Here is a 25,051-nt window from a genome sequence, read left to right as displayed (position 1 = left end):
ATTATCTCTCACTTTGCCCTTGACTCTGACAAATCTCCCCTCTCCTCTTTTCTAAAGAGGAGGAATCGTGCGGAGCATTCTTGATATTCATCGGACTATTTACGACTTAAGTCAACGAAAGATGAATAAAATATTTATGGAGATCTGTTCCCCTCTTTAGAAAAGAGGGATTAGGGGAGATTTGATAAATTAGCTCATACACAAAATATGATGACCTTAGAAATCTTATACCGCGATGACGATCTTATCGCCATCAACAAACCGGCCGGAATGTTAGTTCACCGTTCTTGGCTAGACAAGCACGAAACCCAATTTGCGATGCAGACCTTGCGGGATCAAATCGGACAGCACGTTTTTCCGATTCATCGGCTTGACCGCCCAACTTCGGGCGTGTTGCTGTTTGCATTAAACAGCAACATGGCTCGTTTAATGAGCGAGCAGTTTGAACAACATTTAGTGCAAAAAAGCTATTTGGCGGTGGTGCGAGGCTACTTGCAAGGCGAGGCTCGAATTGATTATCCGCTTAAAGTGATTTTAGATAAAATTGCCGATAAATTTTCGCAGGAAAAAGAGGCTCAAGAAGCAGTTACCGATTACCAAGGTTTAGCCACGGTGGAAATGCCCTATCCTGCCGGCAAACACACTACCGCTCGTTATAGTTTGGTGGAGTTAAAACCGCAAACCGGGCGGAAACACCAGCTCCGCCGTCATATGAAGCATCTGTTCCACCCGATTATGGGGGATTCCAAATATGGCGACCTGCACCAAAATCGGGCGTTGACAGAAAAATCAAACGTGAGCCGTTTAATGTTGCATGCCTATAAGTTGCAATTTCATCATCCCAAAAATTTGCAAAAAATAGAGATAATTGCACCGCTTGATGAACAATGGCGACAACTCTTTACATTTCTTGACTGGAACTTTACCCAATTTCGTTAGACTAACAGGACAATTATATGGATAATTCACTTTTATCGCTCACCCACGAACAGCAACAAGCTGCAGTAGAAGAAATTCAAAAACTGATGGCAAAAGGCATAAGTGCTGGAGAGGCCATTCAAATTATTGCTACTCAATTAAGAGAAAAGCACCAAAAATCGGAGAAAATGAAAAATGAATAAATTATTAACAATCTTTGCATTAGTTGTTACCTCACAATACAGCTTTGCAGCAGCAGAAAAAACGATTACTCCAAAAACTCCTGTTGAAGGTAAACCCGCTGTTGTATTGCAAGTGTTAGACGTGAGTGGCAAAGCCGCTAAACCGATTAAGGGAAATAAGCTTTCTATCAGCAAAAAACAAACTCAACTTTGTTGGTATAGTATTAATGTTCCAACACAGAATAAAGTGATGATAGCTGAAGCATTCTATGCACCAGCTGAAATGAAATTAGCTTCACCGGGTTCTCGAGTTGACTCATCTGAAGATGGCAAAAATCATACAATCACTACAGAAGTCAACCTTGTTAATAATCAGCCGCTGAGCCGCTGTTGGGGTTTTGACAAAACCGATCCCGTCGGAAAATACAAAATGGAAGTTCAAATCAACAACCAAATATTTAAAGGCTTAGAATTTGAAATTGTGAAATAAACAAAAACCACAGAGTAATCTGTGGTTTTTTACTATATGCTTTTCAAGATTGCTAAATTCGCCATTAAATAATCTTGGCTTTTCACAAACGCTTTCGAGTCTTTCCAGGTTTCTAACTTCTGATTTACGCATTGATTAAATCGTTCCAACACAGCTTTATTTTCATTTCCTACACGAATAAAATCAGCTAGTTTTTGCTCAAGTTGATAACTATTTTCTTGACGCATTGCTTTTGCAATATCTTGTTCAAATTTGACCGCTTGTCCAACCAAATAGCCACGTTGAGCTTTACTTAAACCACTTAGCCACATTCCGTCTACTTTTGGCATTGCTTCAACTAAGTTAAATAAATCGCTTAAATTACCTTGTTTTATTTCAAATTCCAACTCAGAAATAGCCTCTTCGCCATATCGGTTTTTAATTAAGCCTTGATCTAATGCTACTTCAATTTTAGACGTTCCAACCTTAAATAACCAAATTTGTCGAATAAAATCCGTGCTAAAAATAGTTTGCAGACTATTAGCAATTTGCTCTGCATTCTCAAACGGCAAATGATATTTTTCAACTAATGCGAGAAAATCAGGCTGATTAGTTGGAAGAGATAAATTATATTCCGGGCGAATATGTAAGCCACCAACAATTTCTCCTTTGGTTTTAAGCGTAATCTCAAATTGATGGTTTTGCGAGCGAACTCGTAGCCCCATCTTCTGTGAAGCAAAAAATTGTTCTGGAGTGTCATAATAGCTATTGCCTAACATTTGGGATTTCTGCTCAAGCAATTCAAATGCTTTAACACTATTTAACCAATTTTCAATTAACGAAATGTTATGCGATTCGAGCATTATTTTCAGCTCAATTTCTGCCTGATTTTTGTTTTCCATTTCACACTACTCTGCAACGTTGTATAATCAAGCGGTTATTTTATCAATAAATTTTGCAAAATGTTTTCTAAAATTCAGCATAAACTCAATAACTTTGTCCAGCGTGGGCTAGATAACCATTTACGCCTTGCCGTTACAGGTTTGAGCCGAAGTGGAAAAACCGCTTTTATCACCAGCTTCGTTGATCAACTTTTACATATCAACAAGGCTGACAATCCGCATTTGAACCTGTTCGCTCCTGCTCGCAACGGACAGATTTTGTCGGTGAAACGGGTAGAACAGGGCGATCTGACTATTCCTCGTTTTGAATATGACAAAAACCGCCAATGTTTTGAGGCAACCCCACCTCACTGGCCAAATTCCACCACAGGAATTAGCGAAATTCGCCTTGCTATTCGCTATCAACGCCAACACTCGTTACTTCGCCATATTAAAGAGACGAGTACGCTGTATCTGGATATTTTTGACTACCCAGGCGAATGGCTGTTGGATTTACCACTTCTCTCACTTTCTTATAAAGAGTGGTCGCAAACACAACAAACTGTACATAAAGATGAGCGAGCAGAACTGGCTCAAGATTGGTTACAAGCGGTCAAAAAACTAGATCTTTTTGCAAAAACCGATGAAAACGTATTAGCAGATTTAAGTCAGCAATACACCGATTATCTTTTGGCGTGCAAGGCTCAAGGAATGCAATATATCCAGCCTGGACGTTTTGTGCTGCCTACCGAAAATGCTAAAGGTGCACCGGTTTTTCAATTCTTCCCGCTATTAGATTTAAGTGAATCAGATTGGGAAAAGTTGGAGCAAAGCGATAAAAATAGCTTTTTCCATACACTAAAAAAACGCTACGAACATTACCAGAAAAAAATTGTAAAGCCGTTTTATGAGGATTATTTCTCCCAATTTGACCGCCAAGTGATCTTGGCTGATTGCCTCACCCCATTAAACTATGGCTACAATGAATTTATGGAAATGAAATTAGGGCTGCAGCAGCTTTTCAAACATTTCCATTACGGTAATCGTTCACTGTTTAGCCGCTTATTTTCCTCGAATATCGACAAATTATTGTTTATTGCGACAAAGGCAGACCATATCACCGGTGATCAAGTACCAAATTTAGAAAGCCTGATGCGGCAACTTGTACAAGAAGGTGGCAGACACGCCGAATTTGACGGCATCGAGACCGGCTATTTGGCAATTTCCGCCATTCAAGCAACCGACTCAGTAAAAGTAACTCAAAACGATAAAACAATCAGAGCCATTCGGGGTATTCGCTCAAGCGATAAAAAACAAGTTACACTCTACCCCGGCACCGTGCCGAACCGCTTGCCGGATAAGAATTATTGGCAATTTAACCGTTTTGAGTTCGACCAATTCGAGCCGAAACAGATTGATTATGACCAACCAATCCCTCATTTAAGAATGGATTCCGTATTGCAGTTTTTACTAGCGGATAGGTTTGAGTAATAACAAGCGGTACTTTTTTCTCAGTTTCTTGCAAATTTTTCCGCAAATTTGACCGCTTGCAAAGGTTTTCTCTGTTCACTGTTTAGCTCGTTTAGGGTAGAATTTAAAGAATTTTTATAACACTTTTAAAATTATGGCAAAAAAACCAAAAGCAGCATCAAATACGATTGCGTTAAATAAACGAGCTCGCCACGAATATTTTATTGAAGAAGAAATCGAGGCAGGGCTTGAACTACAAGGCTGGGAAGTGAAGGCACTTCGAGCCGGAAAGGGCAATATCAGCGACAGTTATGTGATTTTCCGCAACGGCGAGGCCTTTTTATTCGGAGCGATGATTACGCCTCTGAATATGGCGTCCACCCATATTGTGAGTGATCCAACTCGAACCCGTAAATTGCTCTTGAATAAACGTGAGCTGGATTCGCTATTCGGCAAAGTAAACCGTGAAGGTTTTACCATTGTAGCAACCGCAATGTACTGGAAAAGTGCGTGGGTAAAAGTCAAAATCGGCTTGGCAAAAGGTAAAAAACTGCACGATAAGCGTGAAGATATTAAAGATCGTGAATGGCAGGTCGCGAAACAACGCATTATGAAAAATGCAAATCGTGGCTAACCGATACAAAATTCAAAAAATAAACGGAGCACACAGTGCGTCCCTACAAACAAAATAGGAAATTAATATGATCGACCAAAATCTACTTCGTACCAATCTTGATGAAATCGCACAAGCACTTAAAATTAAACGTAATTTCATTTTAGATGTAGAACGTGTAAAAACCCTTGAAGAACAACGCAAAACCTTGCAAGTAAAAACCGAAACTTTGCAAGCAGAACGCAACACTCGCTCGAAAAATATCGGAGCAGCAAAAGCTCGTGGTGAAGATATTTCTGCATTATTAGCCGAAGTGGATTCAATGGGCAATGAGCTAGATAACGCTAAAGTGGAACTAGATAAAGTACAAAACGAAATTCGTGATTTACTTTTATCTGTGCCAAACTTACCGGCAGAAGAAGTGCCATTAGGTAAAGACGACAGTGAAAATTTGGAAGTTTCTCGTTGGGGCGAACCTCGTCAATTTGATTTTGAAGTGAAAGATCACGTTGCTTTAGGTGAAAACTTAGGCGGATTAGACTTTGAATCCGGCGTAAAATTGGCTGCAAGCCGTTTTGTAGTAATGAAAGGCAAATTAGCCCGTTTACACCGTGCATTATCGCAATTTATGTTAGACCTACACACCGAACAACATGGCTATGTAGAAACTAACGTACCGTTTTTAGTGAACCACGACACTCTTTACGGTACAGGTCAGCTACCAAAATTCGGTGAAGATTTATTCCACACCCAGCCATTGACCGGACAAGATCCAAATGAAGTTCAGCGTTCTTATAGCTTAATTCCAACGGCTGAAGTACCGGTAACTAACTTAGTGCGTGATGTAATTATTGATGAAGAGACACTTCCATTACGTTATACCGCACATACTCCGTGCTTCCGTTCTGAAGCCGGTTCTTATGGTCGTGACACCCGTGGTTTAATCCGTATGCACCAATTCGAGAAAGTGGAAATGGTGCAAATTGTTGCCCCTGAAAAATCAATGGAGGCATTGGAAGAATTAACCGGACACGCAGAAAAAGTATTACAACTTTTAGGTTTACCATACCGCAAAGTGCTACTCTGCACCGGCGATATGGGATTCGGTTCAGCGAAAACTTACGACTTAGAAGTATGGCTACCAGCTCAAAACACTTACCGTGAAATCTCATCTTGCTCAAATATGTGGGATTTCCAAGCTCGCCGTATGTCTGCCCGCTGCAAAGCGAAAGGCGACAAAAAAACTCGCCTAGTACATACGTTAAACGGTTCGGGTTTAGCGGTTGGACGTACGCTTGTAGCCGTACTTGAAAACTACCAAAATGCCGATGGCTCAATTACTGTGCCGGAAGTGTTAAGACCTTATATGGGTGGCGTGGAAGTGATTACGGCTTAATAATTCTTTGAATTAGATAAAACCAATCTCAGAAATGAGGTTGGTTTTTGTTTATGGAGATAAAAATGGCAAAACGTAGAAAAACAAAAGGCTCTAACAATATAGGTGGCTTCATATTCTTCATGTTCATTGCTGCTGGACTCTCAAAATGTATGGGAGAAGATACAAAAGACTTATCAAAAGAAGTACCAAGTCAAACTCAGGCGTTAATTCAAACACCAGATATTTCTAAACCACCTATACCAATTGAAGCTACTTCTGTTATTCAGAAAAAAGAAAATACTCAGACTGTTCTTGATAAAACTTCTATTCAGAATAGCAGGAAAGAAAATACGTCTAAAGCAACGAAATTATCTGAACCTGTAATAAAATCCTCTTCTTCTCAGAAGCAGGCGAATACATCAGAAAAAGCAAAAAAACCAAAAGAAACTAAAAAGAAAAATATAGAAAAATCAAACTCATTCCAATGTGGTGGAAAACGCTACTGTTCACAAATGAATAACTGTACTGAAGCAAAATTTTATCTAAGACAATGCGGTGTAAAAAGTTTAGATAGAGATCGTGATGGTGTCCCTTGTGAATCCATCTGTGGTTAAAAGTAAGAAAATTTGCAAAAAACTAGGCAAATCCCACCGCTTGCCATTCAAAAAAAGGCGTTTTTGCGGTATGATCTCAACAATTTTTTCGTTTAAATTTTAAAGGTTAGATTTTATGCAACAGCAGTACAATCCAAGTGAGATTGAACCGAAAGTTCAGCACTATTGGGCAGAAAATAAAGTTTTCAAAGCAGTTAAAGACGTTACCAAAGAGAAATATTATTGCCTTTCAATGTTGCCTTATCCGTCAGGTAAATTGCATATGGGGCACGTTCGTAACTACACCATTGGCGATGTAGTTTCTCGCTATCAACGTATGATCGGCAAAAACGTGCTTCAACCGATGGGTTGGGACGCTTTCGGCTTGCCAGCGGAAGGAGCGGCGGTGAAAAACAACACTGCTCCGGCTAAATGGACATATGAAAATATCGAATATATGAAAGGTCAGCTAAAAATGCTGGGCTTCTCTTATGACTGGGATCGTGAAGTGACCACCTGTCGCCCTGAATATTACAAATGGGAGCAATGGTTCTTTACTGAGCTGTATAAAAAAGGTTTGGTTTATAAAAAAACCTCAACGGTAAACTGGTGTCCGAACGATGAAACCGTGCTTGCGAATGAGCAAGTTCACGAGGGTTGTTGCTGGCGTTGTGATACCCCTGTTGAACAGCGTGAAATTCCGCAATGGTTTATCAAAATCACCGATTATGCCGAAGAGTTATTAACCCAGTTAGATAATCTTCCGCAATGGCCAGACCAAGTCAAAACCATGCAACGTAACTGGATTGGTCGTTCTGAGGGTGTGGAAATCACCTTCAAAATTGCCGGTTCTAACGCAACCTTGCCTGTTTACACCACTCGCCCGGATACCTTCTTCGGCGTGAGCTATGTGGCAGTTGCAGCAGCTCACCCATTAGCAGAGTTAGCAGCAGAAAATAATCCTGAATTAGCCGAATTTATCCGTGAGGCAAAAAACACTAAAGTCGCAGAGGCTGAACTTGCCACAATGGAGAAAAAAGGGATGGCGACAGGCTTGTTCGCTATCCACCCATTAACAGGCAAAGAAGTGCCGGTTTGGGTGGCAAATTTCGTATTAATGCACTATGGAACCGGTGCTGTAATGGCTGTACCGGCTCACGATGAACGTGACTTTGAGTTCGCTCAAAAATATGATTTGCAAATTAATCAAGTAATTCAACCGCTTGATGGCTCAGAATGGGACTTCTCAAAAGCGGCTTATACCGAACACGGCAAATTAATTAACTCTGCTGAATTTGATGGCTTAGAATTTGAAGCATCATTTAATGCAATTGCGGATAAATTAGAAGCAATGAGCGTAGGTAAACGTCAAGTGAATTTCCGTCTGCGTGACTGGGGCGTTTCTCGCCAACGTTATTGGGGTGCTCCAATTCCAATGATGACAACAGAAGAAGGCGAAGTCGTCACAGTTCCGCTTCAAGATTTACCAGTGATTCTGCCTGAAGATGTGGTAATGGACGGCGTAAAAAGCCCGATCAAAGCGGATCCTGAATGGGCAAAAACCACTTACAACGGCAAACCGGCATTGCGTGAAACCGACACCTTCGACACCTTTATGGAGTCTTCTTGGTACTACGCTCGCTACACTTGCCCGCAATATCACGAGGGGATGTTAGATTCTGACGAAGCAAATTACTGGTTACCGGTGGATCAATATATCGGCGGTATCGAGCACGCTACAATGCACTTGCTCTACTTCCGTTTCTTCCACAAATTACTGCGTGATGCGGGTATTTTAAATTCAGACGAACCAGCAACGAAACTACTCTGCCAAGGTATGGTGCTTGCGGATGCGTTCTACTACACCAGCCCAACCAACGAGCGTATCTGGGTAAGTCCAACGCAAGTGACGCTTGAACGTGACGAGAAAGGTCGCATCATTAAGGCAAGCGATCCTGAAGGTCGTGAGTTAGTCCATAGCGGTATGACGAAGATGTCGAAATCGAAAAACAACGGTATCGACCCACAAGAAATGGTGGAAAAATACGGTGCGGATACGGTTCGCTTGTTTATGATGTTCGCCTCCCCTGCGGAAATGACCCTTGAATGGCAAGAGTCAGGCGTGGAAGGGGCAAAACGCTTCTTAGGTCGTGTGTGGAATTTGGTGTACGCTTACACTCAAAACCCGGCAACAGTGGCGTTAGATGTTAAAGCTCTCGACAAAGCTCAAAAAGAACTCCGCCGTGATGTACACAAAACGATTGCAAAAGTGAGCGATGATATCGGTCGTCGCCAAACCTTCAATACCGCGATTGCAGCAGTAATGGAGTTAATGAACAAGCTCACCAAAGCACCGCTTGAAAGCGAGCAAGACCGAGCAGTAATGGCGGAAGCCTTAAGTGCGGTGGTGCGTATGCTCTACCCAATCACGCCACATATCTGTTTTGAATTATGGCAAGCCTTAGGCAATGAACAGACCATCGACTTCACTCCTTGGGTGCAAGCAGATGAAACCGCAATGGTGGAAGATGAAAAACTCGTTGTGGTGCAAGTAAACGGCAAAGTGCGTGGTAAAATTACCGTACCTGCAACCGCAACTGAAGATGAAGTCAAAGTTATCGCCAAAGCCGATGCGAATGTAGAAAAATTCTTAGATGGTCAAGAAATCATTAAAGAAATCTATATTCCATTTAAAATGTTGAGTTTTGTGGTGAAAGGATAATATCCATATAAACCGATGGCACAAGCGTAGATGCTTGTGCCATCTCAGAGGAAAAGCTATGTTAAAAAAACTCTCCCTCGTTGCAATTTTTGCCCTCACCGCTTGCGGTTGGCATTTCAAAAACAACGAAGTATTGCCTGAATCGCTCAGAACATTAACCTTTGAAAGTGCCGATCAGCACAGCGAAATGTCACGCATTTTACGCACGCAGTTGCAATTAAATGATGTGAAATTAGTGCCAAATACAGCAAATGTGGCGAAACTTCGTTTAGTTTCAACTTCTACCGACAGCAAAGTGGTCTCGGTCTTCAAACAGGCTCGTGAAGCGGAAAAAATCTTAACCCTAAATGTGGATGCGATTGCTGATATTCCAAACAAAGGGCAATATCCGCTAGAAGTTTCGGTTCACCGTACTTTCTTTGATGACTCTCGTGCTGCTCTTGCAAAATCGGCTGAAAAAGAGATGATCATGAAAGATATGTATGAACAAGCCTCTCGCCAATTAATTATTAAAATGGCGGCGTTGAAAAAAGAACTTTCAAAATAATCATTATAGGGGCGAAATTATTCGCCCATTGTTATTTCTATGCAAAAAATCTTCCCAGAAACACTTCAATTATCTTTAAACAAAGGATTACAACCCTTTTATTTATTAACAGGGAATGATTTACTCTTGGTTAATGAATCCAAAGACTTGATTATTCAATCTGCTCGCTCAAACGGCTTTGATGAAAAAAAAGAGATTGACGTAAAAAATGACACAAACTGGGAAGCTCTTTTTGAAGCAACGCAAGAAATGGGGTTATTTTTTACACGCCAAATTCTTATTCTCAATTTTCCTGAATCACCAATAGCTACGCAGTTTAAAAAGCTCGCCGAACTCTGTGCTTTAGTGCATTCCGATCTGCTCTTTATTCTCCATTTACCAAAATTTTTAAAAACAATGGAAAAGCAGGCTTGGTTTACTCAAATTGAGCCTCAATTAGTGCAAGTTAATTGCCAAACACCTGAAATTAGTAAACTACCGCAATGGTTAAGCAATAGAGCAAAAGAGATGAATTTACAAATTGAGTTTGAGGCAAACCAACTGCTCTGCTATAGCTATGAGGGAAATCTACTTGCTCTAAAACAAGCCCTACAGATATTACAACTTCAATGTAACGATGGCAAAATTACACTTAACCGAGCAAAAGAAGTAGTAGAAAATTCTGCTCAATTTACTCCATTCCAATGGATTGATGCTCTGTTTGAGGGGAAAATCGGACGGGCTCAACGTATTTTACATCACTTACAAAATGAAGAAATGCAAGCAGTTGTTTTATTGCGTATTGTGCAAAAAGAGCTAATGATTTTGCTTGAAATTACCCGTTCTCCAATGCCGATATTGAGCGAACAAGTTCTCTTTAATGGTAATTTACGAACAGAATTTGACCGCTTGAAGATCTGGCAAAACCGCAGACCGTTCTATAGCCAGGTAGTACAACGTTTAACTTATAAAAAACTTTACATCCTAATCCAACAACTTTCTGAATTAGAGCGTAAAGTAAAACAAGAATTTAGCGATGATATTTGGCAAGAATTAGAGCGTTTTTCCGCTCAATTTACCTAATTAATACTTCTCTAAATCTTCACTAAATAGATCCGCCTCTTCACTGGCGATAGCGTGCTTTTCTGAAGCCCAATCGCCTAAATCAATAATTTGGCAACGCTCACTACAAAACGGACGGTATTTGCTCTCTTTACTCCACACCACTTCTTTTTCACAGGTTGGGCAATTTACGATAGTTTCTGACATTCTTTTTCCTTTTTTGCTAATATTGAATATTTATGATGTAATGCTTTAACGTGTTCTTTAATTAAAGGCAATCCCAGCTCAAACGGTAGATTATTTTCAATCACATCATCGGCATAACTTAATCTTTCGTCACGGCTAACTTGAGCTGCCATTATATTTTTAATGGTTTCTTCTTTGCTTTTATCTCGCTTTGTTGCTCGTTCTAGCTGAATTTCAGGGAGCACATCAACCACTAAAACACGATCACAAAACTCTGTTAATTTATTTTCAATTAACAGAGGCACAACCCAAATCACATAACAAGCGGTCGATTCTTGCAATTTTTTTACCATTGCTTCTCGAATTGCCGGATGAACTAAATTATTGAGCCACGTTTTTTCTGCTCCATCATTAAATACAATTTGGCGAAGCGCCGTGCGGTCTAACTCTTTCTCAGCAGTTAAAATCTGCTGTCCAAAATGCTCAACAATTTTTTCTAATAATGGTGAACCTTTTTCCACCACTTTGCGGGCGACGATATCCGCATCAATAATTTCTACACCAAGCTCGGCAAATAAATCCGAAATGGTAGTTTTTCCACTGCCAATTCCGCCTGTTAAGCCAACAACGTAAGTCATAAAAGTTCCTCAAAATTAAAGCTCCTCAATTCTAGTAATTAATCCCCCGGCTTTCAAGCGTTACAACAACGCCCATCGCTAAACTAATAAACGGAATAAATGCCAATTTTTCTAATTTCTGCTTTTTTATCCACCAGTAAGCTAGGTAATAAAAAATGCCCAACAAACAGGCGATTAATATCAACAGTAGCATTTTTTCTATATCGAATAAGGGAGAAAGAGCTATCAATAGCAACATATCGCCAGTACCAAATGTTTCTTTTTTGAAGACCAAGGAGGAAAAAAGAGCAATAAATAGACAAAATAAGGAGATAAAGAGTAACGTTTCATTGTGGAAATAATGCAGGCTTTCCCACAATACAAGCAGAAAAATAAGTCCAATATAGCGAGTGTCTGTTAGGTAATAGCAAATATCTAACAGGGAAAGAAAACAGAGTAGGATAAAAATTCCACCAATAATCGGATTTTCAGAACTATACATAATCAGTGGAAAAAGCAGAAAAAAGAGGTTCGCCCATTTTGTTTGCTGGGGTTTTAAAGTAGAGCTTGCTATAAATTGTTGTTCGGTTAAATCAAGCCGATTAATTGAACTCGCCTCTTGATAAATTTGCTGATTGATGCGTATCGCAAATTTCGGAATTTCCGCTTTAAACCAAAATGCGAACAAAAAGGAAAGTAAAAGCAACATAAACTACTCCACCAATGAGCCCATATCGAAAATAGGCAAGTACAGCCCAACAATAATAGTGCCGACAATTACGCCCATTAATAGCATCAGCATTGGCTCTAATAATTGGGAGAGAATATCAATTTGATAATCCAGTTTTTGTTGATACATCTCGCTAATATGCGAACACATTTTAGCAACATTACCGCTCTGTTCGCCTATCTCAATCATCTGAAGCATATCTAAGCCAAACACATTTGAGTTGATACCTTGCGAAAACTTATAGCCTTGTTGTAAGAGATTGAGCATAAACTCAACTTCTTTTTGTAATATAGGGTCATCACTTTTTTCAGATAAAAAGGATTTTAATGCGACATCTAATGGAATATGAGCATTCAACATCAACGCAATATTTTGGCTAAAAAAGACAATGCGAGCTTGCTCTATAATTTGTCTAAAAACAGGGAGCTTAGACAATACGCTGATTTTCAATTTCGCTGCCCAATTCCCTCTTTTTGCAAAAAATAAGAAAAAAATAACCGCTAGTAAAAATAAACTGAATAAAAGATTCTTCTGTTCAATCAAACATTGAGAAAGAGAAAATAAAATCTCAGTAATCAGCGGTAAGGCTTGTTCTTTTGTGCCGTAAAGTTCGGCAAATTGTGGCACGATGAATACCAAAAGTCCGATAGAAAGAGAGAATGAGATAAACAGTACAATTGCTGGATAAAACAGGATTTTCTTGACTTTTTTAGCCAGTTTATCCGATTTAAGTCTGCTCTCCGCCAAGTTGGTTAAAATCAAACCGAGTTTTCCGCTCTGCTCGCCCATTTTAATTAGTTGAATTTCTTGGTTAGCGATAAATTTATTGAGCCGTTCTAATGATTGTGAAAAAGCATAACCACTTTCAATGAGTTGAATAAGCTCGCTTAGCCATAGATGAAGCTCAATATTTCGACAGTTTTGTAAAATCATTACTAAGGCTTGTTTTAACGGCACAGCAGAATTAACCAACAAAGCAAGCTGAGCGAGAAATTGACTAATTTCTTCTCTTTTAGGGTTTTGTGAAAACACAAAGTTTCGGCTAATGCGAATTTGCTGATAACCTTTAGTAAGTAATCTATTTTCAAGCTCTTCTCTGTTTGAAGATAATAATCTGCCCTTACGTTTTTGTTGAAAACGATCTACCGCCTTCCAATGAAACTCATAGATTTTAACCATTACCTAATACCCTTAAAATTTCAGCCTGATCGGTTTTTCCTTCCGCTAATTTTTCTTTTGCACTTTCCGATAAGGTTGCAAAATCTAAACAAGCGGTCGTTTTTTCAAAATTTTTTGCAGTTCGGCTAAAAAGTTGATACACCCCAATTCGCCCTTTGTAGCCTTGATAGCAATGCTCACAACCAGCCCCTCTGCATTTTGTACAAATCCTTCTTAACAAGCGTTGAGCTACTACTAACAATAACGCATTTTGTAACTCATATTCTTTAATTCCGAGTTGCAATAATCGTTCTATGGCAGAAGGAGCATCGTTTGTGTGCAAAGTAGAAAGCACTAAATGCCCTGTTTGAGATGCTCTTAGGGCAATTTCAGCACTCTCTTCATCACGAATTTCACCAAGCATAACGATGTCGGGATCTTGGCGGAGAAAGGTTCTCAACAGTTGGCTGAAATCAAGATTAATGCCCCTGTTTACTTGGGTTTGAATAATACCTTCTATCTCAATTTCAATCGGATCTTCAGCGGTTAATATATGCTTTTCGCTAGTATTGAGATGGCTTAATGCACTATATAAAGTGATACTTTTTCCGCTACCTGTTGGACCTGTTACCAGAATTAATCCTTGAGGTTGGTTGAGTGCATTGAGTAATGTTTCTTTTTGGTTTTGGTTAAAACCTAACTCCAAAAAATCCAAATTAGTCGGTTTATTCTTTTGAAGCCGAAGGACGACCTTTTCGCCAAAATGAGTAGGCAAAGTAGAAACTCGGAAATCTAAAGTTTCCGCTAACATCGTTTTGAAATGAAATTGCCCATCTTGTGGCAAACGGATTTCGCTAATATCTAATTTAGCTAACAGCTTAATGCGAGAAATCAACCTGCTAGATAAACTTTGCGGAAGTGTTTTATAAATATGTAATACACCGTCAATTCTTAACCGAATAAGCAACTTCTCTTTTTGCGGTTCAAGATGAATATCTGATGCGTTATTTTTTAAACAGAATTTAAACAGATTATCTAAAATTTGGATAATCGGATCGTTTCTGTCTATTTGCTCCGAATGTGCTAATGAATACGCTACATTATCCTCATAAATTTCACTCTGCAAGCTACTCTGCTCTGGTGAAAGCGCATTGAGCAGAAACTTCAACTCATCGGAGGAAATCAAAACAGGTTCAATTTGCTTATGGTAGATAAAGGCAAAAATCTCACAAGCACTGATATTTTGCATATCATCCACCGCCAACCATAATTGAGATTGTGTTTCTTGCAACGGAACGGCTAAATATCGCAATAAAATCTGCTTTTCATTACAATTCTTTGCCCATTGCTTACCAGAAATTTCAATCATTTCTTGGCTAGTTAAATCTGTAACTGTATACTCCATTTTGATTTCCTCAAGATTCATTAGCCATTTGGTGTAGCCGTAGCACTACAGAAACCCGCTGGGAATAAGCTTGTATCACTCCCTTTGCAATTTACTGACCAACTAATTGTATTATTGGAAAAAGTTGGTGTCAGTGTATAACTATAGCCATCAAGCGAACCTTTGCCTGTTACGGTAATCACGCCTTTAGTTACGGTAATCGAATTGAGATATTTAGTTTCATTGCCACTCGTTTTATTGGCTTGAATACCATTCGTGCCACCAGAGCAATTATCCAGCCTATTACTATTATAAATACACAACTCAACATCTGATTTATAGGAAGCCGAAGCCCGCAACAACTCCGATAACGCAGCTTTTTGCGTGTAAGAGTTGTAGGAGGGAATGGCAATAGTTGCAAGAATGGCAATGATCGCAATCACGATCATCAACTCAATTAATGTAAACGCCTTGTTTAATTGACGAATGTAAAGCGGTCGAAAATGTACAATTTTTTGCATATAAATTCCTTATAACGAAAGCCAAAACAGTTTAGCAATGAAAGTGTGCAAATTTTTTTAAAATCTTGCGATAAGCAAATTTCAATTTTTCGATGCAGATCGAAAAAATAAATTTACATCTGTTTATCCATACAGTTTTTTGTTAGAATTTCACAAATTTGATGAGTGAGGGGTAAAAAATGGCAAAAGCACCAAAAACCGCCTACGTTTGTAATGATTGCGGTGCAGAATATTCCCGTTGGATGGGGCAATGCAAAGAATGTAAGGCTTGGAATACGATTAGCGAAATTCGCCTGATTTCTAGTAAAGAATCGGCAAAATCTGACCGTTTTAGCGGCTACGCAGGTGAAACCTCCGGCAAAGTGCAAACGCTGTCGGACATCAGTTTGCAGGAAGTGCCACGTTTTAGCAGCGGCTTTAATGAGCTGGATCGTGTGCTAGGTGGTGGTGTTGTGCCGGGTTCAGCTATTCTGATTGGCGGACACCCCGGTGCTGGGAAAAGTACATTATTGCTACAAGTAATGTGCGGATTGGCTCAACACCTGCCTACCCTTTATGTGACGGGGGAAGAATCGCTTCAACAAGTGGCGATGCGGGCAAACCGTTTAGGCTTGCCAACCGATAATTTGAAAATGCTTTCTGAAACTTCTGTGGAGCATATTTGCAATATTGCAGACCAAGAAAAGCCGAAAATTATGGTGATTGACTCCATTCAGGTAATGCATTTAAGCGATATTCAATCCTCCCCCGGAAGCGTATCACAAGTGCGTGAATGTGCCTCATTCCTTACACGCTATGCCAAAACTCGCCAAGTGGCGATTATTATGGTTGGGCACGTCACCAAAGACGGTACACTGGCAGGCCCGAAAGTGTTGGAACACGCCATTGATGCCTCGCTTCTGCTTGAGGGCGAATCGGACTCACGCTTCCGCACTCTCCGCAGCCAGAAAAACCGTTTCGGGGCGGTGAACGAACTTGGCGTATTTGCAATGACTGAACTCGGCTTGAAAGAGGTAAAAAACCCCTCGGCAATTTTCCTAAGCCGCAGCGAAGAGCAAACGCCGGGCAGCTCGGTAATGGTACTTTGGGAAGGGACACGTCCGTTATTGGTGGAAATTCAAGCGTTGGTGGATCACTCAATGCTAGCGACCCCTCGCCGTGTGGCGGTGGGGTTAGATCATAACCGCTTATCGCTACTGCTTGCGGTTTTACACCGCCACGGAGGGTTGCAAATGTCGGATCAAGATGTGTTCGTGAATGTAGTCGGTGGCGTGAAAGTAACGGAAACCAGTGCCGATCTTGCCCTGATTTTAGCCTTGATTTCGAGCTTTCGTAATCGCCCATTGCCTCAAGATTTGGTGGTGTTTGGCGAGGTTGGATTAGCAGGTGAAATCCGCCCTGTCACCAGCGGACAAGAACGTATCAGCGAAGCCGCTAAACACGGCTTTAGGCGAGCGATTATTCCACACGGAAACGCTCCCAAAAAAGCGATTAAAGATATGGAAGTATTTACCGTGAAAAAACTCAGCGATGCGTTGGATATTCTTGGCAATCTATAAAATAACAATACCGCTTAAAGCTGAGCTATAAGCGGTCTTTTTTCACTAAAATTTTACGCCTGTGCAACTCCGGATTTATTACCTTTAAAAATATAATATAAATTAATACAAACCACCAAAGCATTCAAACCTGTTACCGGAATTGAACCTATCATCAAGCCATATGCTACAAAGCAGGCACAGCCGATAGAATTAACCACACGTAGCTTGATCACATCTTTTAATAAAAAAGAACTCGCTACCAAAACCATTGCGACATAACCTAAAATTTCAACATAATTACCCATTGGGTTCTCCTAAAAATAAATATAAAAAAATAAACTAAGATTATTTTAAATATTCTTTTTAAATTTGTATCTAGCCCTAAAAAATAGCAAAGGTTTGCGTTCACATTTTGGAATTTGATTGCCTAATAGTTAAACAAAATAATCCACTTAAATAGAAAAATACCGCCTGAATTTATCAATACAAGCGGTATGTTTTCACTAAAAATTTGCAAATCTGATTAAACAGTTAAGGCATTATCATTGGAGCCCATGCAAATCCAAATGCAAGCCCTACAAGCACACCAATTAATGCAGGGAGCATAAATGGGTGGTCAATAACATATTTTCCTGCACGGGTTGAGCCAGTTGTGTCCAATTCCATTGCAGCTAATGAGGTTGGATAGGTAGGTAAAAGAAAGATCCCGGTAATCGCAATAAACGAGGCTAAAATCGCCCAATTTGGAATACCAAGGCTAACTGCAAGTGGAATGATTAACGCTGAGGTAGAGCCTTGTGAATACAGTAATGCGCAAGTAAAGAACAGCACTACCGAAAGCAACATTGGATATTCGGTTAAAATATCTCCAATTGATCCTTTAATCTCTGCTAAATGTGCATCAACAAAAGTCATTCCAAGGGTAACAATACCAATAATTACCGCAATAGAAGTCATTCCAGAGCGGAAAATAGAGCTACTGACAATTGCATCAGGCTTAATTTTTCCTGCTAACATCATTAAGCACGAAGAGGCTAACATCATTACAATAATAATATCTCGTGTACTCATTGATTTACCGCTTTCATAAACCGGTTTCAAACCCGGTACCGCAGCAAATAATACAACTAATACAGTTGCTGCTAAGAAAATACCGATAGATAATTTAGCTCCTTTGCTTTCTACAAATTGAGTATTTGAGCTTTGTGATGAGCTGACCAACCCTGCTTTTAAACGCTCCAAATAAATTTCATCATCTTGTAATTCACAACCTTGCTTAGATGCAACAAATGCCGCCACCATTGATGCAATAAAAGAAGCAGGCAAACAAACCGCAATAACTTGGAAAAATGTCACGCTATTATTTTCCATCACTGCAATCATTGCTGCCATTGCTGCACTTAGTGGGGATCCCGCAATTGCCAATTGGGAAGAAACCACTGCACCGGAGAGAGCTCTGGAAGGGCGAATACCACTTTCTTTTGCAACTTCTGCTATCACTGGCAAAGTAGAGAATACGATAAATCCTGTACCAGCCATAATTGTCATTAGCCACGTGATCATTGGCGCAATAAAGTTGATATATCTTGGATTTTTACGCATCAACACTTCCGCATAACGCACAAGTAAATCCATACCGCCAACCGCTTGTAGCACCGCAGCCGCAATAACCACCGTCATAATAATCAACATTACATCAACCGGAATAGATCCCATTGGTAAACCAAAGCCTAACGTTAAAATGGCTAACCCTAAGCCGCCATATAAGCCAATACCTAAACCGCCGGAACGAAGTCCTAAATAAATGGCAACAAGCACCACAAAAATTTCTGCATAAATCATCTTAATCTCCTTAAAAATCAGTGGGTTTGATACCAATCAATTGCTGAGCGAACCAGCGTTAAAGTGGAATCAACATAGCGTTCAGACTCTTGCTCAATCTCTCTTGCCAAAATAATCGGCACTTCGGTACAGCCTAAAATAATGACTTCAGCACCGAGCTGAATTAACTCATCACGCTGTTTTATCATCAATTCCGTAGCCTTATCTGTTTCGCCAGATTTCAACAAATAGATGCTTTCCATCACCTCTTTTTGCCCTAATTCTGTTGGGCGAATAAAAGTTAGGCCCTGAGCTTCAATCCGTTTTTGATAAAGTCCTGTCGCTAAAGTCGCATCAGTTGCCAATAGCCCAACTCTCTGTTTGCCTCTTTTAACCACTTCGTCAATAGTGCTATCAATCATACTGAGCATTTCTACCCGACTTTTTTGTTTCAGATGATCAAACCAGTAATGGGCGGTATTACAAGCAATAATGATGCAAGTTGCCCCTGCGTTTTCTAGCCCTTTAACATACTTTTCCATCACAATTGCCGGATCTTCACCATTTGCCAGTATGCAACGGGTTCTATCAGGAATATCAGGAATTGAGGAAATCAATAAAGGGATATGAGCTTGGTCACAATCTGCCGGCGTTAATCGGATAAATTTTTGAAACATATCCGCTGTTGCTGCCGGCCCCATTCCGCCTAAAATGCCAATCACATTTTTTGCCATAGACTTCTCCTTATAAGATTTAATTAACTACAATGACTTATACAAACAAGCTATGCAAAAAAGAAATGCAATAAATCGAAATTGTATGCAAAAAATGCAACAAATCATTTTATAAATGGAAAAAGCACTTTAAAATCAATAAAATAAAGTTATTCTAAAGATGAACTTAATGCATTTAATGAAAATTAAATGCAAAATTTGCATTAGGTGAGATATGAAAAATATAGAAACAAAGTGGTTGGAAGATTTTTTAACCTTAGAGGAATGTCGCCATTTTTCACAAGCGGCAGCAAAACGGAATTTATCACAATCTGCCTTTAGCAGACGAATCTTAGCATTAGAAGAAGTCGTAGGCGTGAAGTTGTTTGATCGCACCGCTATTCCGCTACAACTTACTGAGCAAGGAAAATTATTTCATTCCCAAACCCGCAATTTATTACAACAATTACGAGATAACCTTGATGAATTATTGGGGCACAATTGCAATTTGCCGAATATTAAATTTGCCGCTGCACACTCGCTCTCTCTTTCAATTATGCCGAAATTAATTAAACAGCTCTCACAAACAAATGAAAACTTTATCTATTCTGTCGAGGCAATTGATGTCGATCAAACTGTTAATACGCTTATTGAAGGGAAAAGTGATTTTATTTTTTCATTTTATGATGAAAAATTAATGCAACCACCTTTTATGTCGCTTGAAATTATGCAGTCTAAACTTTATCCGATTTCCCCTACAGATATTACTGGAGAAGCCCTGTTTAACTTAAAAGATCAACATATTCCGTTACTAAACTACACGCCAAATTCCTATATGGGACGTTTAGTTAATCGAAAGTTAGCTAAAACTATTGAATTAAGCACCAAAACAAAATTTATTTCCTCAATGTCTGAATTACTGAAAAATATGCTACTGAATCAGCAAGGCATCGCTTGGTTACCAGAATATGCGATTAGCGAAGAATTACAAAATAAAAAAGTAGTGATATTAGACAATGATGAATTGGTCATTCCGATTAAAGGCTATATTTATCGAATGAATACTCGCTTAAATAATGCTGCAGAAAGGTTTTGGGATAATTTACAGCATATTCACTTATAGCTAGTAATAGCAAAGGGGCTTGAAACTAGACAGCCCCTAAATACTACCTTCGTCTAAGCACCATAAAACGGCAGCGGTATGGGTTGTTTTCATCAATCTCCGACCATTTTTGTTCCGCTAATTGCCAATTTTCTTCGTTAAATTCAAAGAAGGTGTCGCCCTCGATTTCTGCTTGGATTTCAGTTAAATAGAGCGTATCCGCTTGTGGTAAGGCTTGCTTGAACAGCTCGCCGCCGCCGATAATCATAATTTCATCGCTATTTGCAAAAATTTTGGCTAATTCGACCGCTTGTTCAAGCGATTCGGCGGAATAAGCCCCTTCCACCTCAAAACCTGAACGAGAAAGAATAATGTTCGGGCGTTTTGGTAGTAGTCTGCCGATGGATTCATAGGTTTTTCGCCCCATAATCACTGGTTTTCCTACTGTATTTTGACGAAACCACGCCAAATCTACAGGTAAATGCCACGGCATTTGGTTATCTTTGCCAATGACTTTATTTTTAGTGCGGGCAACAATTACGCTTATTTTCATTTTTGCTTTCCTTTTATAGCTTTTGGTTTGATTTTATATCAAATTAAACGTGATTTTACACCTTAAAAGTGATAATTTTATTCGTATAATTTTTAATATAAAGTGAATCAGTTATGTCAAAAACTATCGTCATTAAATTTGGAACAAGTACCCTCACTCACGGCACAAAAAGTTTAAGCCGCCCTTATATGCTGGAATTAGTGAAGCAAATTGCCGAACTTCATAAAAGTCATCGGGTTATTGTTGTAACGTCTGGTGCAGCTGCAGCAGGGCGTGATTACTTAGGACACCCTGAATTACCAAAAACCTTAGCCTCAAAGCAAATGTTAGCGGCAGTCGGACAAAGCCAGCTGATTCGAGTGTGGGAAAATCTTTTTGATATTTATAATATTCACATCGGGCAAATGCTATTAACTCGAGCTGATTTAGACGACCGTGAGCGTTTTTTAAATGCCCGTGATACGCTTGATGCCTTACTCGCTCAAAAAATTATCCCTGTCATCAATGAAAACGATGCGGTCGCTACCGAAGAATTTAAAGTAGGCGATAACGACAATCTCTCGGCTCTTGTAGCGATTCTCGCACAAGCGGATCAGCTCTATTTATTGACCGACCAAGAAGGCTTATTCAGTGCCGATCCTCGTTCAAACCCTGATGCAAAATTGCTCTCGATAGTTGAAAAAATCACGTCTGAAATCCGCCAAATTGCTGGGGGAAGTTCAACCGGCTTAGGTACAGGTGGAATGAGTACCAAAATTACCGCTGCCGATATTGCCACTCGTTCAGGTGTGGAAACCATTATCGCCTCCGGCTCTCGTCCAAATGTGTTGGTGGATTTAGCCAATGGTGAAAACATCGGTAGCAAATTTTTAGTGCAATCTGACCGCTTGGAAGGCAGAAAACGTTGGCTATTTGCCGCCCCACAAGTAGGGGAAATTGTGGTGGATCTCGGGGCAGAACAAGCATTGCTCGCTCATAAATCACTGCTGCCTGTGGGCGTTTCTGAAATCAAAGGCGAATTTACTCGAGGTGAGGTGATCAAAATCTTCAACCAAGACGGGAAAGCAATTGCTCTCGGCATCGCTCGTTATAGCAGTGAGGCACTACTTCGGATTAAAGGCAAAAAATCGAAAGAGATTGAATCGCTACTGGGCTATGAATTTGGCTCGGTTGCCGTTCACAGTGATGAAATGGTGGTGTATTAATGGAACTTGGAATTGATATTTTAGCTATTTTATTTGGTGTTGCTATACTTGCCGGCTTTATTGATGCAATTGCCGGCGGCGGTGGTTTACTCACTATTCCGGCATTGATGGCGGCAGGGCTGCCACCGGCAATGGCTTTAGGCACAAATAAATTACAAGCCTGTGGTGGATCATTTTCTGCCTCATTTTATTTTATCCGCAAAAAAGCCGTCAATTTAAAGCAAATTTGGCTACTGATTTTATGTACATTTATCGGCTCAGCCTCTGGCACTATTTTTGTACAGCATATTGATGTAGAGTACTTAAAAAAATTATTACCATTTTTAATTTTAATTATTGGTATCTATTTTTTATTTAGCCCAAGTATTGGTGACGAAGATCGTAAACAACGAGTGAGCTTGACTACTTTCTCGTTTACCGCTGCTGTTATATTCGGCTTTTATGATGGTATGTTTGGACCAGCTGCTGGTTCTTTTATGACTCTTGGCTGTATCCTATTACTCGGCTTTAACTTATCAAAATCAGTCGCACACGCTAAAATTATGAACTTTACCTCTAACTTTGCTTCACTTATTTTCTTTACAATCGGTGGAGCTGTTATCTGGAAAGTTGGATTAATTATGATGGTAGGGCAATTTATTGGTGGTACACTCGGTGCTAAAATGGTAATGACAAAAGGCAAAAAATTAATCCGTCCAATGTTGGTAACCATGTCTTTTATTATGGTTGCCAAAATGCTTTACGAACAAGGAATTTTTAATTAACAATGAATAAAGCAAAACGTGTTGAAATTTTAACTCGATTACGAAACGAAAATCCACACCCAACAACGGAGCTAAATTACAGCAATCCGTTTGAATTATTGATTGCGGTTATTCTTTCTGCACAAGCCACCGACAAAGGTGTGAACAAGGCAACGGATAAATTATTTCCGGTTGCGAACACTCCGCAAGCCATTCTCAATTTAGGCGTGGATGGGCTGAAAGAGTACATCAAAACCATCGGCTTGTTTAACAGCAAAGCGGAAAATATCATCAAAACCTGCCGGGATCTGATTGAAAAACATAACGGTGAAGTGCCGGAAGATCGTGATGCTCTCGAAGCTCTTGCCGGTGTGGGTAGAAAAACCGCCAATGTAGTGATGAATACCGCTTTCGGACACCCCACCATTGCAGTAGATACGCATATTTTCCGTGTATCTAATCGTACCAATTTTGCTCCCGGTAAAAATGTGGTACAGGTTGAAGAAAAGCTACTTAAAGTTGTGCCCGATGAATTTAAAGTAGATGTTCACCATTGGTTGATTTTACACGGTCGTTACACTTGTGTTGCCAGTAAACCTCGTTGTGGCTCGTGCATTATTGAAGATTTATGCGAGTTTAAAGAAAAAACGGATATGTAAGCGGTCATATTTTTAGAGAGTTTTGCAAATGGATATCTATTTAGTTGGCGGTGCGGTGCGAGATCAGCTTCTCGGCTTACCTGTGAAAGACCGAGATTTTTTAGTGGTGGGAGCAACTTCAGAGCAATTATTAGCACAAGGCTTTCAACAAGTGGGGGCTGATTTTCCTGTTTTCCTCCACCCTGAAACTAAAGAAGAGTATGCTTTAGCCCGCCAAGAACGCAAGCAAGGCAAAGGTTACAATGGTTTCATCTGTGATTTCTCACCCACGGTTACCCTTGAACAAGACTTAATACGCCGAGATTTAACCATTAATGCCATTGCACAAGATAAAACAGGAAAGATTTTCGATCCTTATGGTGGTGTTCAAGACTTAGAGAACAGAATTTTACGCCATATCTCCCCTGCTTTTAGTGAAGATCCTCTGCGTGTATTACGTGTTGCTCGCTTTGCTGCTCGTTTCTACACTTTTGGCTTTACCATTGCGGATGAAACCTTAGCTCTAATGCAAGAGCTCTCTGGTAGCGGTGAGCTAGAAAACCTTACCGCTGAGCGGATATGGCTTGAGACAGAGAAAGCCTTTACAGAATCAAGTCCCCAAGTTTATTTCAACGTTCTACGCCAAGTTGGGGCGTTAAAAGTGCTTTTCCCAGAAGTCGATAAACTCTTTGGCGTACCGCAACCACCTCAACATCATCCAGAAATTGATTCTGGCATACATACGTTAATGGTATTAGAACAGGCTAAGCAACTTGCAAAAAATGCGGAAAATCCGACCGCTTTACTCTTCTCTGCCCTGTGCCACGACTTAGGAAAAGGACTAACCTCTTCAGATATTCTCCCGCATCATTACGGACACGAGGTAAAAGGCATTCAACCCACTCGAAATTTAGCTAATCGACTCAAAATTCCAACAGAGGTTAAAGATTTTGCTCTTTTAGTAACCGAATATCATACCCATTGCCACAAAATGGCAGAACTCCGTCCTGAAACCGTTATTAAACTCTTTAATGCTTTAGATGTTTGGCGAAAACCAAAACGATTTTTTGATTTTCTGCTCGCTTGCGAAGCTGATGCAAAAGGGCGATTAGGCTTTGAAAACCGAGATTACTCACAAGCCGAGCTAGCAAAAAGTTATTATTACGCAGCAATGGAAGTAGATGTTCAACAAGTAATTCAAGACGGCTTTGAAAAACAAGCTATTCGAGAAGAGTTGAATAAACGCCGTATTTATACTATAAAAAGAATAAAGCAGTTTTAGTACTCTAGGCATAGTAGACAATAAAGTGATAACTGCCTTCATG

Annotated in this window: 27 protein-coding genes; 16 read left to right on the top strand and 11 right to left on the bottom strand. The window is 39.9% G+C overall.

The features are described 5' to 3' along the window. The first annotated feature begins 210 nt into the window (after positions 1 to 210). From truC to A6B40_RS00500, 3 genes are read left to right on the top strand one after another with little or no spacing between them, the layout of a single operon-like run. Positions 211 to 939, top strand: coding sequence for a tRNA pseudouridine(65) synthase TruC (gene truC / locus A6B40_RS00510; RefSeq protein ID WP_176672294.1), 729 nt, complete (start codon positions 211 to 213; stop codon positions 937 to 939). Positions 940 to 956: 17 nt separating this feature from the next. Continuing rightward, a complete protein-coding gene (locus A6B40_RS00505) occupies positions 957 to 1,121 on the top strand; it encodes a YoaH family protein (protein ID WP_081732153.1) in 165 nt (54 codons plus the stop codon). After that, positions 1,114 to 1,590 (top strand): hypothetical protein, encoded by a 477-nt coding sequence (locus A6B40_RS00500; protein WP_025217078.1) that lies wholly within the window; start codon positions 1,114 to 1,116, stop codon positions 1,588 to 1,590. Before A6B40_RS00505 ends, A6B40_RS00500 begins: the two co-directional genes overlap by 8 nt. 32 nt (positions 1,591 to 1,622) lie before the next feature. Here A6B40_RS00500 and A6B40_RS00495 read toward each other — a convergent pair whose 3' ends face one another. After that, positions 1,623 to 2,471: a CYTH domain-containing protein gene (locus A6B40_RS00495; protein WP_176671242.1), complete on the bottom strand. Its 849-nt coding sequence runs from the start codon at positions 2,469 to 2,471 to the stop codon at positions 1,623 to 1,625. A 60-nt stretch (positions 2,472 to 2,531) separates the two neighbouring features. Between A6B40_RS00495 and A6B40_RS00490 the strand changes: the two genes are divergently transcribed. From A6B40_RS00490 to holA, 7 genes are all read left to right on the top strand, one after another. Next, positions 2,532 to 3,941, top strand: coding sequence for a YcjX family GTP-binding protein (locus tag A6B40_RS00490; RefSeq protein WP_176671241.1), 1,410 nt, complete (start codon positions 2,532 to 2,534; stop codon positions 3,939 to 3,941). A gap of 133 nt (positions 3,942 to 4,074) precedes the next feature. After that, positions 4,075 to 4,554 carry an SsrA-binding protein SmpB gene (gene smpB / locus A6B40_RS00485; RefSeq protein ID WP_176671240.1) on the top strand — a complete coding sequence of 160 codons (480 nt, stop codon included), beginning with the start codon at positions 4,075 to 4,077 and terminating at the stop codon, positions 4,552 to 4,554. A gap of 67 nt (positions 4,555 to 4,621) precedes the next feature. Further along, a complete protein-coding gene (gene serS / locus A6B40_RS00480; RefSeq protein WP_176671239.1) occupies positions 4,622 to 5,929 on the top strand; it encodes a serine--tRNA ligase in 1,308 nt (435 codons plus the stop codon). Between the two features lie 65 nt (positions 5,930 to 5,994). After that, entirely contained in the window at positions 5,995 to 6,525 is a 531-nt protein-coding gene (locus A6B40_RS10180) for an excalibur calcium-binding domain-containing protein (RefSeq protein WP_025342718.1), read from the top strand. Positions 6,526 to 6,640: 115 nt separating this feature from the next. Next, the gene (gene leuS, locus A6B40_RS00470) at positions 6,641 to 9,226 is read left to right on the top strand and encodes a leucine--tRNA ligase (RefSeq protein ID WP_176671238.1); all 2,586 of its coding nucleotides are present in this window, start codon (positions 6,641 to 6,643) and stop codon (positions 9,224 to 9,226) included. Between the two features lie 58 nt (positions 9,227 to 9,284). Beyond that, positions 9,285 to 9,773 (top strand): LPS-assembly lipoprotein LptE, encoded by a 489-nt coding sequence (locus tag A6B40_RS00465; RefSeq protein WP_112110826.1) that lies wholly within the window; start codon positions 9,285 to 9,287, stop codon positions 9,771 to 9,773. Positions 9,774 to 9,812: 39 nt separating this feature from the next. Beyond that, positions 9,813 to 10,835 carry a DNA polymerase III subunit delta gene (gene holA, locus A6B40_RS00460; RefSeq protein WP_176671237.1) on the top strand — a complete coding sequence of 341 codons (1,023 nt, stop codon included), beginning with the start codon at positions 9,813 to 9,815 and terminating at the stop codon, positions 10,833 to 10,835. On the opposite strand, the gene yacG is transcribed toward holA, so the two are convergent. Genes yacG through ppdD form a run of 6 tightly spaced genes read right to left on the bottom strand, consistent with a single transcriptional unit; the run spans position 10,836 to position 15,410 of the window. Further along, the gene (gene yacG, locus A6B40_RS00455; protein WP_176671236.1) at positions 10,836 to 11,021 is read right to left on the bottom strand and encodes a DNA gyrase inhibitor YacG; all 186 of its coding nucleotides are present in this window, start codon (positions 11,019 to 11,021) and stop codon (positions 10,836 to 10,838) included. Further along, entirely contained in the window at positions 11,003 to 11,638 is a 636-nt protein-coding gene (gene coaE / locus A6B40_RS00450; RefSeq protein ID WP_025247575.1) for a dephospho-CoA kinase, read from the bottom strand. Before coaE ends, yacG begins: the two co-directional genes overlap by 19 nt. Before the next feature lie 31 nt (positions 11,639 to 11,669). Continuing rightward, entirely contained in the window at positions 11,670 to 12,326 is a 657-nt protein-coding gene (locus tag A6B40_RS00445) for a prepilin peptidase (RefSeq protein ID WP_176671235.1), read from the bottom strand. 3 nt (positions 12,327 to 12,329) lie between these two features. Next, positions 12,330 to 13,526 carry a type II secretion system F family protein gene (locus tag A6B40_RS00440; RefSeq protein WP_176671234.1) on the bottom strand — a complete coding sequence of 399 codons (1,197 nt, stop codon included), beginning with the start codon at positions 13,524 to 13,526 and terminating at the stop codon, positions 12,330 to 12,332. Continuing rightward, complete coding sequence (locus A6B40_RS00435; RefSeq protein WP_176671233.1) at positions 13,519 to 14,910, bottom strand: GspE/PulE family protein; 1,392 nt, start codon at positions 14,908 to 14,910, stop codon at positions 13,519 to 13,521. Before A6B40_RS00435 ends, A6B40_RS00440 begins: the two co-directional genes overlap by 8 nt. A gap of 20 nt (positions 14,911 to 14,930) precedes the next feature. Then, positions 14,931 to 15,410: a prepilin peptidase-dependent pilin gene (ppdD, locus tag A6B40_RS00430; protein ID WP_025217064.1), complete on the bottom strand. Its 480-nt coding sequence runs from the start codon at positions 15,408 to 15,410 to the stop codon at positions 14,931 to 14,933. A 179-nt stretch (positions 15,411 to 15,589) separates the two neighbouring features. Here ppdD and radA point away from each other — a divergent pair, with 179 nt between their 5' ends. Then, positions 15,590 to 16,969, top strand: coding sequence for a DNA repair protein RadA (gene radA, locus A6B40_RS00425; protein WP_025247570.1), 1,380 nt, complete (start codon positions 15,590 to 15,592; stop codon positions 16,967 to 16,969). A gap of 53 nt (positions 16,970 to 17,022) precedes the next feature. On the opposite strand, the gene A6B40_RS00420 is transcribed toward radA, so the two are convergent. The 3 genes from A6B40_RS00420 to cuyB all read right to left on the bottom strand — a co-directional run bounded on the left by A6B40_RS00420 (position 17,023) and on the right by cuyB (position 19,506). Then, positions 17,023 to 17,256: a YgjV family protein gene (locus tag A6B40_RS00420; protein ID WP_025247569.1), complete on the bottom strand. Its 234-nt coding sequence runs from the start codon at positions 17,254 to 17,256 to the stop codon at positions 17,023 to 17,025. Positions 17,257 to 17,482: 226 nt separating this feature from the next. Further along, positions 17,483 to 18,793, bottom strand: coding sequence for an anaerobic C4-dicarboxylate transporter (locus tag A6B40_RS00415; protein WP_176671232.1), 1,311 nt, complete (start codon positions 18,791 to 18,793; stop codon positions 17,483 to 17,485). Between the two features lie 17 nt (positions 18,794 to 18,810). Further along, the gene (gene cuyB, locus A6B40_RS00410; RefSeq protein ID WP_025247567.1) at positions 18,811 to 19,506 is read right to left on the bottom strand and encodes a cysteate racemase; all 696 of its coding nucleotides are present in this window, start codon (positions 19,504 to 19,506) and stop codon (positions 18,811 to 18,813) included. A gap of 214 nt (positions 19,507 to 19,720) precedes the next feature. Here cuyB and hypT point away from each other — a divergent pair, with 214 nt between their 5' ends. Further along, a complete protein-coding gene (hypT, locus tag A6B40_RS00405; protein ID WP_025217059.1) occupies positions 19,721 to 20,608 on the top strand; it encodes a hypochlorite stress DNA-binding transcriptional regulator HypT in 888 nt (295 codons plus the stop codon). A 43-nt stretch (positions 20,609 to 20,651) separates the two neighbouring features. Here hypT and A6B40_RS00400 read toward each other — a convergent pair whose 3' ends face one another. Continuing rightward, on the bottom strand, positions 20,652 to 21,140 hold the full coding sequence (locus tag A6B40_RS00400) for a dihydrofolate reductase (protein WP_176671231.1): 489 nt from the start codon (positions 21,138 to 21,140) through the stop codon (positions 20,652 to 20,654). Positions 21,141 to 21,253: 113 nt separating this feature from the next. On the opposite strand from A6B40_RS00400, the gene proB reads away from it, so the two are divergent. The 4 genes from proB to A6B40_RS00380 are packed head-to-tail and all read left to right on the top strand — an operon-like array spanning position 21,254 to position 25,008. Next, positions 21,254 to 22,345 carry a glutamate 5-kinase gene (proB, locus tag A6B40_RS00395; RefSeq protein WP_025247565.1) on the top strand — a complete coding sequence of 364 codons (1,092 nt, stop codon included), beginning with the start codon at positions 21,254 to 21,256 and terminating at the stop codon, positions 22,343 to 22,345. Then, entirely contained in the window at positions 22,345 to 23,109 is a 765-nt protein-coding gene (locus A6B40_RS00390) for a TSUP family transporter (RefSeq protein WP_025217056.1), read from the top strand. Before proB ends, A6B40_RS00390 begins: the two co-directional genes overlap by 1 nt. Before the next feature lie 2 nt (positions 23,110 to 23,111). After that, complete coding sequence (gene nth, locus A6B40_RS00385; RefSeq protein ID WP_176671230.1) at positions 23,112 to 23,747, top strand: endonuclease III; 636 nt, start codon at positions 23,112 to 23,114, stop codon at positions 23,745 to 23,747. A gap of 28 nt (positions 23,748 to 23,775) precedes the next feature. Beyond that, on the top strand, positions 23,776 to 25,008 hold the full coding sequence (locus A6B40_RS00380; protein ID WP_176671229.1) for a multifunctional CCA addition/repair protein: 1,233 nt from the start codon (positions 23,776 to 23,778) through the stop codon (positions 25,006 to 25,008). Positions 25,009 to 25,051: the final 43 nt, after the last annotated feature.

The organism is Mannheimia varigena (assembly GCF_013377235.1).
GTDB lineage: Bacteria > Pseudomonadota > Gammaproteobacteria > Enterobacterales > Pasteurellaceae > Mannheimia > Mannheimia varigena.
The sequence above is the reverse complement of the archived record's forward strand: the minus strand, read 5'-3'. Positions and strand labels throughout refer to the sequence as shown.